At 62.3% G+C, this 12,333-nt stretch carries 10 protein-coding genes and 1 pseudogene; 6 read left to right on the top strand and 5 right to left on the bottom strand.

The annotated features are described in order from the left end of the window. Positions 1-11 precede the first annotated feature (11 nt). Both H5J25_RS19830 and H5J25_RS19825 read right to left on the bottom strand, forming a co-directional pair. Positions 12-1,094, bottom strand: coding sequence for a catalase family protein (locus tag H5J25_RS19830; protein WP_202096712.1), 1,083 nt, complete (start codon positions 1,092-1,094; stop codon positions 12-14). Positions 1,095-1,151: 57 nt separating this feature from the next. Beyond that, positions 1,152-2,246: an alpha/beta hydrolase gene (locus tag H5J25_RS19825; protein ID WP_225883608.1), complete on the bottom strand. Its 1,095-nt coding sequence runs from the start codon at positions 2,244-2,246 to the stop codon at positions 1,152-1,154. A gap of 107 nt (positions 2,247-2,353) precedes the next feature. On the opposite strand from H5J25_RS19825, the gene H5J25_RS19820 reads away from it, so the two are divergent. After that, positions 2,354-3,100 carry a Crp/Fnr family transcriptional regulator gene (locus tag H5J25_RS19820; protein ID WP_202096711.1) on the top strand — a complete coding sequence of 249 codons (747 nt, stop codon included), beginning with the start codon at positions 2,354-2,356 and terminating at the stop codon, positions 3,098-3,100. Between the two features lie 73 nt (positions 3,101-3,173). Here H5J25_RS19820 and H5J25_RS19815 read toward each other — a convergent pair. Beyond that, positions 3,174-3,933 (bottom strand): annotated as a pseudogene (locus H5J25_RS19815) (IS5 family transposase). A gap of 73 nt (positions 3,934-4,006) precedes the next feature. Continuing rightward, entirely contained in the window at positions 4,007-6,808 is a 2,802-nt protein-coding gene (locus H5J25_RS19810) for a PAS domain S-box protein (RefSeq protein ID WP_202096710.1), read from the bottom strand. A 298-nt stretch (positions 6,809-7,106) separates the two neighbouring features. Here H5J25_RS19810 and H5J25_RS19805 point away from each other — a divergent pair, with 298 nt between their 5' ends. Genes H5J25_RS19805 through H5J25_RS19785 form a run of 5 tightly spaced genes read left to right on the top strand, consistent with a single transcriptional unit; the run spans position 7,107 to position 11,649 of the window. Next, positions 7,107-7,973, top strand: a complete 867-nt coding sequence (locus H5J25_RS19805; RefSeq protein ID WP_202096750.1) for an STAS domain-containing protein — start codon at positions 7,107-7,109, stop codon at positions 7,971-7,973. A 5-nt stretch (positions 7,974-7,978) separates the two neighbouring features. Next, complete coding sequence (locus H5J25_RS19800) at positions 7,979-8,389, top strand: STAS domain-containing protein (protein WP_202096709.1); 411 nt, start codon at positions 7,979-7,981, stop codon at positions 8,387-8,389. Continuing rightward, the gene (locus tag H5J25_RS19795; RefSeq protein ID WP_202096708.1) at positions 8,370-8,774 is read left to right on the top strand and encodes an ATP-binding protein; all 405 of its coding nucleotides are present in this window, start codon (positions 8,370-8,372) and stop codon (positions 8,772-8,774) included. Before H5J25_RS19800 ends, H5J25_RS19795 begins: the two co-directional genes overlap by 20 nt. Positions 8,775-8,776: 2 nt before the next feature. Next, a complete protein-coding gene (locus tag H5J25_RS19790; protein ID WP_202096707.1) occupies positions 8,777-9,781 on the top strand; it encodes an ATP-binding SpoIIE family protein phosphatase in 1,005 nt (334 codons plus the stop codon). After that, positions 9,778-11,649 carry an ATP-binding protein gene (locus H5J25_RS19785; RefSeq protein ID WP_225883606.1) on the top strand — a complete coding sequence of 624 codons (1,872 nt, stop codon included), beginning with the start codon at positions 9,778-9,780 and terminating at the stop codon, positions 11,647-11,649. The genes H5J25_RS19790 and H5J25_RS19785 overlap by 4 nt, the downstream gene beginning before the upstream one ends. Positions 11,650-12,039: 390 nt before the next feature. Here H5J25_RS19785 and H5J25_RS21015 read toward each other — a convergent pair whose 3' ends face one another. Continuing rightward, the gene (locus tag H5J25_RS21015; protein WP_225883605.1) at positions 12,040-12,276 is read right to left on the bottom strand and encodes a site-specific integrase; all 237 of its coding nucleotides are present in this window, start codon (positions 12,274-12,276) and stop codon (positions 12,040-12,042) included. Positions 12,277-12,333: the final 57 nt, after the last annotated feature.

Raw genomic sequence — 12,333 nt, 5'->3', positions numbered from 1 at the left:
TGCAGGGAGCTTCAGGCCTGGGCGGCCGAGGGTTCGTGGTAAGGGCAGCCGTTCACGCGCGCGCGGAAGTCGGCGGAGTGACGATAGGTCTCGTTGCGTGCCCGGTTGATGTTGCCCAGCGGCTGGTGCGCGGCGAGGCCGGTCCAGATGCTGAACCGGGTCTCCTCGTCGATCTCGCGCACCTGTGCTGGATTCCAGCTGTCCTGCGCCGGCACCCGCAGCACGGCGACGCGCTGGAACGGCGAAATCGCCTGATCCCACTCGACGGTGGGGTCCTCGATCGGCTGCTTGTCCAAGTCGCGGCAGAGCTGGACCTGGAACTCCCACTCGGCGTCCAGACGCTCCATCTCAACCCGCACGTCCTCGCGGATCGCGTCAGGACGATCCGCCGCTTCGACGATGCGGCCGGTGAGCGCGACCTGGTCGGGTGCGACCGGCACCAGACGGTACTTGGCGATATAGTCGCCCCATCGATACGGCGTCACCGAATTATAGGTCTCGCCGATTGGATCGACATTGGGCGTGCCGCCGAGTGTATCGACCTTGGGGCTCGACGCGCCCACCGCCTCGAGCGCATTATGCACGCCGCGCAACGCCGCGGACAGCACCTCCTTGGTGCCTTCCAGCCGATCGGTCGTCTTCGCGAGCATCTTGACGTTGCCAAGGAAGGTCTTCGCGTCCTTTGCGACGAACACCTTGCCGTTGTTGGTGACGAAGTCCTGCGCGGTTCCGTCCGCACCCGGCAGGCGTTCGCCGACTACGTCAAGGACCTTGATCGCAAGTCCGCGGGGCAGGCTGATCGCATCGGGTAGGATGTCGCCCGCGTTGGTCGAGATACGAACGAGCGCCTGATGCGTCCCGGATGTAGCGAACAGTCCCTGCGCGAGTTCCGGCGGCAGACCATCGTCGATCTTCAGTTCACCTTTCAGGACGCCGTGCGCCTTCGCATGCACAGAGCGTACTGCACGACCATAATCCTCGGCGGTGCGCTCCAGAATGACATCAAATGCGTCGTTGAGCTGCTGGATCGTCTCGGCTTCGTCGGACTGCTTCTGCTCAACGTCGGGAGAGAAGCGAATGGGTTCGTTTGTCATGGGAGAGCTCGGGTTGGAGGTAAGGTGAAGGGCGGCGTGTGCCGCCCTCCGGATCGGTCAGCGCGCGAATGCCGCCTTGAGTCTCGCGACAGCGAGATCATTGGCTTGCTTGGCGCCGCTGACGACCTTGGCCATTCCGAAGAACTCGTGCGTCACGCCTGGGAAGGTCTTCTGCTCGACCTTGTCACCGGCGGCCCTCATCGCCGTCGCCAGCGTTTCGCCATCCGAACGCAGCGGATCGATCTGGGCGTTGATGATCGTCGTCGGCGGCAGACCGCGCAGGTTCGCCGCGACCAGGTTCAGGCGCGGGTCCTGCGCGTCCGCCTTGCTGGTCTGATAGTAGTAGCCGAACCACGGCAGCATCGCGCCGTTCAGAGGCTTGGCATTGGCCGAGTCCCGGCGCGAGGGCAGCGTCATGCTGCTGTTGGCGATCGGGTAGACTGAGACGATGTAGCGCGGTGCGGTCAGGCCGTTGTCTCGTGCGTAAATCGCACTCGCAACCGCAAGGTTGCCGCCTGCGCTCTCGCCTACGATGGCGATCTTCGCCGGGTCGCCACCCCAGCTCGCCGCGTTCTGGAGCGTCCAGCGATAGGCTGCTGCAGCGTCGTCGTGCTGCGCCGGGAACTTGAACTCGGGAGCGTGACGGTACTCGACCGATACGACGATGGCGTTCAGCGCCTTCGCCATTGCACGGGGAGCAGCGTCATAGGTATCGACGTCGGCGATCACCCAGCCGCCGCCATGATAGTAGACGACTAAGGGCATCGGCTTGCCGCTAGCGGATGCGTTCGCCGGCTTGTAGATGCGCGCGAACTGCTTGGGATCGCTGCCGTAAGGTATGTCCTGCGTCGTCACCGTTCGATCGGGGGCAGTCGACATACCCTTCTTCTGCATGACCGCCTTGGCACCATCGGCCGCCGACGGCTGCATCCGGGCTTCGGCAGGAGTCAGCGTCTCGATCGGCTTGCCCCCGAGCGACGCGAGCGCGTCGAGGACCACCTGCATGTCGGGTGCCGCCTTGGCGGGTTGGGTAGCCGTCGCGGGCGGCGGAGGGGGAGGAGGTGCCGTAATCGAGCGCGGCGATTGAGCGGCTGCGGGGAAGATGGCGATCGCGGCGGATGCGGCGATCAGCATCGAAATGGTTGTGCGCAATGGTCCCTCCTGTTGGTGTTGAATCATCAACACCAAACGGGACCCAGTGTTTCGGTACGAAAGTAGACCCAGGTTGAGAAGCAAGCGTCGAGATTGTAGGCGGACGCATGGACGATCGGTCTTTTGACGCGGAAGGTGAAGGCTCGCTGCGAGCGCGGCCAATTACGGATAATGCGCTGCTGCGCGTCTTGAGCGAAGCTGATCGCGCCGCGCTCGTGCCGCATCTGGAGGTGGTGCCGTTTCGCAATGGTGACATGATCGCGCGCGCTGGCGACCCGGCGAACAGCATCTGCTTTCCGCTGACCGGGATCGCCGCGGTGCTCGATTCCCTTGAAGGCGACCGCCGGTACGCCGTCGCGCTGGTCGGGAACGAGGGGTTCATCGGTTGGCCGCTGCTGCTCGGTGACGGCCGATGGCCACATGACGTGGTGATGCGAGCGGAGCACGGCGTGGCGGTGAGGCTCTCGGCTGCAGCATTGCACGGAGCATTGACTGAACACCCGAAGATCCGTGCCGTGCTGCTCCGCTTCGTCGGCGTGCTGATGACCCAGATGGGCAGGACGATCGTCTCGTCGCTCGCACATTCGATCGAACGACGGATGGCGCGCTGGATCCTGCTCTATCACGATCGGGTTTGTGAAAACGACATCTGCCTGACCCATGAAGAGTTCAGGCTCATGCTCGGCGTACGGCGCAGCAGCGTCACGGATGCACTTCATAAACTGGAGCAGGACGAGGCGATCCGATCGCTTCGCGGCCGGGTGATCGTGCGCGACCGGGAACGCCTCTTGCGCCTAGCAGGCGACACGTACGGTTTTGCCGAAGCGGAGTACCGACGCCTGCTCCCTGGATGACTGCAGCGCGATGGTTCTACGCCAAGACAATTACCGTCATCATGCCTGCTAACCAACTAGGCTCTGGACTCAATCAGCACCAGAAGGTGATGGCGGCGGCGAGGAAGACGCCAGCCATGTAGTTGGCGGCGAGCTTGTCGTAACGGGTTGCGATGCGTCGCCAGTCCTTGAGTCGGCACCAGAGCCGTTCGACGAGGTTGCGCGTGCGATAGACGTTGCGGTCGTAGGGGATCGTCATCTTTCGGCTGCGAGTAGAAGGGATGACGACCTTGGCACCTTGGGTCTGGACGGCGGCGCGGATGGCGTTGCTGTCGTAGCCGCGGTCAGCAATCAGCGCGTCGAAGCGACCGCGGGCCGCTTCCATAAGCGCCGGAGCCATCGTCATGTCAGACGTGTTTCCGGGCGAGATCAGCAGGATGCGCGGTCGCCCGGCGGCGTCGGTCATTCCGTGGATCTTGCTGGTTCGCCCGCCGCGCGATGTGCCGATGCCCTGGACGAAGGCCCCCCTTTTGCGCCCGCTGCCGAGCGGTGAACCTTGATGCTGGTCGAGTCGATCGCGACCGCCCCCCACGCGCCGCTATGCCCGCTCAATGCCTCAAACACCGCGAACCACACGCCCTGCCGGCTCCAGCGGTGAAAGCGGTTATAAATCGTCGTATACGGCCCGTACTCGGGCGGACAGTCGCGCCAGCGTGCACCGCTCCTGAGCATATGCACGATCCCCGAAATCACCCGACGATCATCGACCCGGTGCGCTCCGCTGCGCCCCTGCGGTAGCAGCGGCTGATCCTCGCCCACTCCGCATCGCTCAACCACGCTAAATGACGCGCCATCCAAAGCCTCCGCTACAAGCAGAAGCCTTGAATCAGCACACAACTTCATCTGCAAGCTGATTGAGTACAGACCCTAACCCGTTACTTTGCGGCGTGCAGAGACGCGCGCAAGGACTTTCGCGAGCTCCTCCAGCGAATAGGGTTTCTGCAAAAGCTCAAAGTCGTGATTACCCTGTTCGGCCAGCACGCTGCTGTAGCCGCTGGTCAGGACCACCGGAACGTCAGGCAGCCGATGGCCGATTTCCCGTGCCAGCTCGATCCCCGACATTCCGGGCATGACGACATCCGAGAAGACAAGGTCGTAATCCGCGCCATCGCGACCAAGTTCGATCAACGCGCTCGCAGCATCGACAGCAAGGTGCGTATTATAGCCGAGTTCCGCTAGCGCCTGCGTCGCGAAGTCGCCCACCTCGCTGTTGTCCTCAACCACCAGGATGCAGGAGCCCTGCGCGAATGGCGCTATCGCGTCCTCTGTGTGAGTAGATTGATGTTCCTCTTGCAAAACCTTCGGCAGGTATAAGGTGAAGGTGGAGCCTGTGCCGGGCTCGCTCCGCACTAGCACGTCGCCGCTCGACTGTTTGGCGAAGCCGAACACCTGACTGAGGCCAAGGCCGGTGCCGTGGCCGACGCCCTTGGTTGTGAAGAACGGCTCAAAAATGCGCTCGACCTGATCGGCCGGGATACCCGAACCCGTATCGGTCAGCATGACGGCAACGAACCGCCCTGGAACAGCGGCATGAGAGCGCGTTGCAGGTATGCTGTTCGCCTCTTCAACGGCGATCGTCAACGTTCCCTCGCCCGACATAGCGTCGCGCGCATTGACCGCGATGTTGACGATAGCGGTGTCGAACTGGCTTCGATCCACGCGCACAAAAATCGGTACATCACCTGTTTGCAGATCGACTACGATACGTGAGCTTGTTAGCGTCCGTAGCATTCCGCCAAGTCCGACGATGCTGGCTGCGGCGTCGAACGTCTCCGCCTTCAACGTCTGCCTGCGGGCGAAGGCCAACAGCTGACTCGTCAGCCGGGTTGCCCGGTCGGTGGTGTCGGAGATGGCGTCCAGATACCGGGCGCGCTTCTCCTCCGACAACGCGGGCCGGCGCAGCAGGTCAAGTGATCCGCGGATGACCGTCAGCAGGTTGTTGAAATCGTGCGCCACGCCGCCCGTAAGCTGCCCGACCGCCTCGACCTTCTGACTCTGGCGGAGCTGTTCCTGCGTATCGAACAGGGTCGCCTCTCGCCGCTTCTGCTCGGTGATGTCGCGTGCAACGCAATAGACCAACCCTCCGACCGGTACTGCCGACCAAGACAGGCAGCGATAGTCGCCGTCTCTGGTGCGGAACCGGTTTTCGAAAAGCATGCTGGTATGGCCTGTGGCGAGCCTGCCGATCTCCTCGCGTGTCTTCAGGCGATCCTCGGGATGTTCCAGCCATTCCGAGGTCTGCCCGATAAAGGCCTTCTCCGGCCAGCCGAGCGTTTCCGACCAGGCAGGATTTACGCTGAGCCAGACCCCATCAGTACCGGCTACGCCCAGCATATCGCGACTGACCTGCCAAACCCGGTCACGCTCCTGGGTGCGCTGCTCGACCTGCTGTTCCAGTGTCGCAGCGAGGTTCTGCAGGTCTTGTTCGGCACGTCGTCGTTCGACCGCGACCCGCGTTCGGTCTGCGACATCGCGGACAATTGCAATATCGTTGGCCGTCCAGATGCGCGGCGTGGCGGCGTTGAGGTAGAGCAACGCCACCGTCTTACCGCCCTCGATGATGGGCAGATTGAGTAGCGACACTGCGCCGACCTGCCGCAAGGCTTCGCTGTTGGCGGACGTACGCTCGTCCTTACCCGCGTCATCGATCGCAACCAAATGACCTTCCTTCAGGTCGTCAATGAAGGTGCCGAAGTCGCGGAAGCGGTGCGTTCCGGCGAGCGAGAAGTTACCCTCCGCAGTCCAGTCGCGGTCAATCCTGACACTGTCCGCATCTTGATCTAACTCGCCGTAGCCAGCCCGGCTTGCACCGAGCATCTCCCCCAGAACCTGCGCCGAGGTGAAGGCGATCTCGCTCGGATCGGTCAGCGTGCGAATGCGCTCGTCGAGCGCCAGCAGGGCATCACGTCTGGCGGCGTCGTTGCGGCGTTCGGTGACGTCGAAGAACAGGCAGCCGAACCGATCGCCGCCAAGGGTAAAAACCCGGCCTTCATACCAGCGAGCCCAGACGCCGACCTCGCGCAGGAAGCTCAGCGGTTGTCCGGAGTCCACGACCTGGGCGAACTCGGCGATCCATTCGTCCTCTATGCCCGGGATGATTTCGCTGACCGTTCGTCCCTGCGCCTGCTCGCGCGTGCTGCCGGTCATGCGCTCCCAGGCGGGGTTTACCTCAAGATATCGCCAGTCGACCGCCCGACCATTCTGGTCCCGTACAACCTCGCCGATGCGCAATCCTTCGACCAGGCGCTCGAACGTACCGCGCCACGTTTCCTCACTGGCGAGAACCCGGTCGGACGCGATCCGCGCCGAAGTCTGGTCGCGAAGAACCTTCAGGAAGCCAATGTGTCGTTCACCCTCATGCAGGGGCGTCATGCGACCACTGGCCCAGAAGCGGGAGCCGTCCGCCCGCAAGTGCCACCTCTCATCCTCGGCGGTGCCCTGCGACATGGCAAGCGTCATCTCGATGGCGGGCCTACCCGCTGAACGATCTTCCGGCGTGAAAATGCGATCGACGGGCTCACCCAGCATGTTCTCTGCTGTCCAGCCCAAGATGTTCTCGGCGCCGCTATTCCAGTCAGTGATTCGGGCGTCGAGGTCGGTCGCGACGATCGCGAAATCGGTCGCGCTTGCGAGGATTGCGGCATGGCGGATGGCGGCAGGCAGGGACATGACTCTATCTAGCCAGCCCGTAAACGTCTGTCATCGGACCTTTCTACAGTCTCGAGGTACACGTGTAGTGCTGCAAAACCGAAGCCTTCGATATCGAGGGAGACGGCTTTTCGTATTCGTTTTGCTGTTTGTGAACGGTAGGCCCTTCGTCAAATGGGCGAATTGCGAGCTGGCAGTCAGCCCAACCGCAACGATCTAGCTGACGCTGGCTTGCGCGTATTGCTTGAAGACAACCACGAGCGGCGAGACAAAGCGCGAGGCGATAGTTAGAACGGCAAAAATGCCGTCAAAAGGGGTTATGATTATGGAAGACGGCTTTGCCGCCCTGTCGAAGATTGTCAGCGAGCGTGAGAGGGAAATCGTCGCTCATTGGCGGCAGCTTCTCGGTGCGGCGTCGGGTGGCACGGGGCGGATCAAAGACGCGGAGGTCGAGAAGCAGTGCCGCGACTTCCTGTCAGCGTTCGCGGCAGGCCTTAGCGCTGGCGCCACGATCGCAACCGATCCTGCATTCGCTTCGACTCGTGATTTGCTCGGTGAGGTGTCACGGTCACGCGCGAACCAGGGCTTCACCCCGACCGAAACTGCAACCTTCGTCTTCTCGCTGAAGGAGCCGCTCTTCGAGCAGGTCCGAACGAGTTATCCGGACGATGCCGCTCGCGTCGCAAGCCTAGGCTGGGACATGACCCAAATCCTCGACCAACTCGGCCTCTACACCATGGAGGTCTACCAGCGCAGTCGCGAGGACGTGGTACGTCGCCAGCAAGACGAGATCGCCGAGCTATCGACACCCGTCGTCAAGCTGTGGGAAGGCATTCTGGCGCTGCCGCTAATCGGTACGCTCGACTCCGCACGCACCCAGGTCGTGATGGAAAATCTACTTCAAGCGATCGTCGACCAGAGCGCCGATCTCGCGATCATTGACATCACCGGCGTGCCGACTGTCGATACGCTCGTCGCACAGCACCTACTTAAAACGATCGCGGCCGCACGCCTCATGGGCGCCGATTGCATTGTGTCCGGCATCCGGCCGCAGATTGCGCAGACAATGGTGCACCTGGGTGTCGAGCTCGACGTCGTCTCGAAGGCGACGCTTGCCGATGCCTTGGCGCTCGCATTCCAGCGCACCGGGCGAACCGTCGTCCGCAAGGCTGCCGCGAAGGGCTAAGCGACATGGACCGCATTCCCATTCTCAAGCTCGGCCGTGCGCTGCTCGTCAGCATCCAAGTCGACATCCACGATCGGCTTGCCAAGGCGCTGGAGGAGGATTTGTCCGAGCGCATCGTCGCGACCGGCGCGCGCGGCGTGATGATCGACATCTCGGGGTTGGAGATCGTCGACTCGTTCATGGGCCGAATGCTGGACAATATCGCGGCCGTGTCGCGCCTGCTCGATGCCGACACCGTTGTGGTCGGTATGCGCCCCGCGGTCGCCATCACGCTCGTCGAGCTTGGACTGTCCCTGACCGGGGTGAAGACCGCCCTTAACGTCGAGCGCGGAATGGCGCTTATCGGCAGCGGCCAATACGATGAGATCGAAGGCGACGACGCCCCGGGGGGCGGCGATGAGCGCGACGAGGGATGACGTCCTGCCGATCAGGGAGTCCGACGACGTCGTCCGCGTTCGTCAGGCTGTTCGCGTCCAGGCTGTCGCGGCAGGGCTAGGCCTCGTCGACCAGACGAAGATCGTGACTGCCGCGAGCGAACTGGCGCGCAACACGCTGGACTATGGCCTTGGCGGTACCGCCCGGATCGAGACGTTCACCGGCAATCCTCGACGAGGCGTACGGCTGACGTTCGAGGATACTGGCCCGGGTATTCCAGACCTCGAACGGGCGTTGACGGACGGCTATACCACTGGGGGCGGCCTTGGCTTGGGGCTAAGCGGCGCGCGTCGGCTGTGCAACGAGTTCGAGATAGAATCGAAAGTCGGCCACGGAACGCGCATCACCATCGCGCGGTGGAAGTGACGATGCGCCTGATCGAAGTTCGAGACGTCTCTCAGGTTGCGGAGGCCCGTCGTACGGCGGTTGCGTTAGCCGAGACCCACGGGTTTGATGAAAGCGACGCTGGCAGGGTCGCGATCGTGGCAACCGAGCTGGCGACCAACATCCTCAAGCACGGCGACGGAGGCAATCTGCTTATAGATAGCTTCGAGGATGCGTCCGGTGCCGGCATCGAGTGCATGGCACTCGACAAGGGCATCGGCATGGCGGACGTCGCTTTATCGATGCGGGACGGCCATTCCACCACCGGTACCGCGGGCAACGGGCTGGGTGCGGTTTTTCGAGGGTCCCACGCCACCGACATCTACTCGGCACCGGGTTGCGGCACAGCGATCATGGCTCGCTTGCAAAAAGGTCGGCCCGGCAGCGATCGTCAAGTCGAACATCCCACTTACGGCGCCGTCAGCCTGCCAATGCGGGGCGAGGAGGCATGCGGCGACGCCTGGTGCCGGAAGGACGATGACAGCGGACCCACTTTCATGGTGGCGGATGGACTTGGCCACGGACCTCTGGCTGCACAGGCGGCACACGCGGCAACGCGTACCTTCCACGCCTCGAGTAACATATCACCCAGCGAAATGCTCGTAGCGATGCACGGCGCGCTGCGTCCAACCCGTGGGGCTGCGGTTGGGATCGCGCACTTCGACGCGAGCAGTCGCCAAATTGTCTTCGCCGGCGTCGGCAACATCGCGGCGACGCTCGTTGACGCCGAAAACGGCGTTCGGCGCATGATCTCGAATAACGGTACCATCGGCCACATTGCGCGTCGGATGCGGGATTTCATCTATCCGGTTACGACGACCACTCTCGTCATCCTGGCTTCCGATGGCTTGGCGACGAGCTGGGACTTGGCGTCCTATCCCGGCCTCTTCTCTCACCATCCAGCGCTTATCGCTGGCGTACTCTGGCGCGATTTCAACCGTGGCCGAGACGATGTCACAGTATTCGTAAGCAGGATCGAAGTGGCATGACGCCGGCCTCAATCCTGACGGTAGCGCTCATCGAAGAGGCGGACATCGTCGCCGCCCGGCAGCGTGCGCGTCAGATCGCCGACCTGCTCGGCTTCGAGGCGCAGGACCAGACGCGGATCGCAACGGCCGTGTCCGAGATCGCGCGGAACGCAACGACCTATGGCGGGGGTGGCCGGATCGAGTTTGGCATCGAGAATGCCGACGTTCCAAGCCTGATTATCCGCATCCGGGACAAAGGTCCCGGCATTGCGGACGTGGATGCAATTCTGGAAGGGCGGTTCCGGAGCACCAACGGCATGGGCGTCGGTATCTCTGGAACTCGACGCCTGATGGATCGCTTCGAGTTCGACAGCCAGCCGGGGCACGGAACCTCCGTCGTCCTTGGGAAGCGGCTACCCCGGACGGTCACGTCCGTCAGCACTGCCAGGCTGGCTGAAATTGGGAAGGTCCTCGCCGCGTCCGGCGCGTCCGATCCGCTGGCCGAGGCGCGCACCCAGAACCAGGAATTGCTCCAGGCGCTGGCTGACCTCAAGGCTAAGCAGGACGAGAGTGAGCGGCTAAACGCAGAACTGGAAGAGACGAACCGCGGCGTGGTTGCCCTCTACGCCGAACTTGACGAGAAGGCTGCGCAGCTTTCTGCGCTCAACGGTCAGCTCGAAGGACGTGTCGCCGAGGCGGTCGCAGAGTGCCAGCAGGCCAACGACACGCTGCGTCAGAGCCAGAAGATGGAGGCGGTCGGGCAGCTCACCGGAGGCATCGCTCATGACTTCAACAATCTGCTCCAGATCGTCACTGGCAACCTTGAGATGCTCTCGCGCAGGCTTCCGCCTGACGATGCGCGTCTTCGGCGGGCGGCAGATAATGCGATGTCAGGAGCTCAGCGTGCCGCGACCCTGACGCAGCGGCTGCTGGCCTTCGCTCGTCGCCAGCCGCTGGCGCCAAAGCCGCTCGATCCGAACCATCTGGTCGATGGCATGTCGGATCTTATGCGACGAACGCTCGGCGAGACCGTGTCTGTTGATGTTCGGCTTGCGCCTGAGCTGTGGAAGGTCGAGGCGGACGCCAATCAATTGGAAAATGCGCTTCTCAACCTTGCGGTAAACGCTCGCGATGCGATGTCTCCCGGCGGTACGCTGACGATCTCGACGGCCAATGGCATCATCGGGGAGGCGGACGCTGAGGATGATGCCATTCCTGGTCATTACGTCTCGTTGGCGGTCTGCGACACGGGGGCTGGTATGTCCGAAGCGACAATGTCCCGTGTGTTCGAGCCATTCTTCACGACCAAGGACGTCGGCAAAGGTACCGGTCTTGGTCTCTCGATGGTCTACGGCTTCGTCAAACAGTCTGGGGGGCATCTCAGGATCGAGAGCGCGCTTGATCGGGGTACGACCGTAACGCTGTACTTGCCGAAGTTCACCGGTGTCGCGCCGGCGGAAGAGCCGGTGGCCGTCGGTAAAACGGCGCCAGCCAAACCAGGAGAGACCGTCCTTGTTGTCGAGGATGATCCTGACGTTCGTGCGCATAGCTGTGACGTTCTGACCGAGCTCGGTTATACCGTCATAGCCGTGGCGGATGGACCTGCCGCAATCGTCATGCTCGAGGGTCCATCCCGGATCGATCTCCTCTTCACCGACGTAGTTTTGGCCGGCCCGATGAACGGCCGAGACATCGCTGAGCATGCTCAGACTGTGCGGCCTTCAACGCCGGTCTTATTCACTTCCGGGTACGCCCGAGAAGCCATCACTCAGAATGCTCGTCTTGATGAAGGTGTTACCTTGCTATCCAAGCCGTTTAGCTACCTCGACTTAGCCTCAGCGATCCGTGCCGCGATCGACAAGGCAACCACAATCAGGGCTCCCAACTGACCATCGCTGTTTTTCTAATGAGTGCACAGCTTTTCCTCGCACATCGCCCAGTGGATGAGTGATCAAAATCTGTCGTGCATCCGCCTATTTAACGTGACAAAGCCCGAAGAGCAACCATTTAGACGCTCGTCGATCCAGGCCTAAGTAGGGCGAAGGTAGTTGAAGGTCCTCACATAGGAGCGTATACGACGTGCCTCAACGATCTCCTGCCTAGCGGTAATCAAACGTTTGCAAACGAGCTAAGAGTAGCGCCCGAGCAAGCTCAGCGCGGTGCAACGGCAAGTCTAAGGCGAACTTGCAGGAGCGCTTAGCGTACCTGGACGAACGATTGATTTTGAAAGCACCTCAATGCAGCCGAGTGTCGCCTTCTGGGTTGCTATACAACACTATTCATAAGAAAACCTCGCCAGCGTGTTCGCGAAAGCGCTCATGATCACGTACATATTCGGCGACCATTTCGAGCGACGAATGTCGGCTGTGTTCTTTCATCTTGAATAGATTGGCATTCTGTCGCCCAGCTTCGGTGAGGAACCCGGCGCGCAGGCTGTGTCCTGAGAATAGCTCGGGCGGATAGCCAGCGGCGAGCGCTGCTGCCTTGACGACGAGTGCCACGCCCTGCGAGCTCATCGCTTTGTCGGTAAGGCGGCCCTGGGGCGTGAGCTTTCGAAAGAAAGACTGGTCCGG

Source organism: Sphingomonas aliaeris, from assembly GCF_016743815.1.
GTDB classification, from domain to species: domain Bacteria; phylum Pseudomonadota; class Alphaproteobacteria; order Sphingomonadales; family Sphingomonadaceae; genus Sphingomonas; species Sphingomonas aliaeris.
This window is presented reverse-complemented; position numbering and strand designations above follow the sequence as displayed.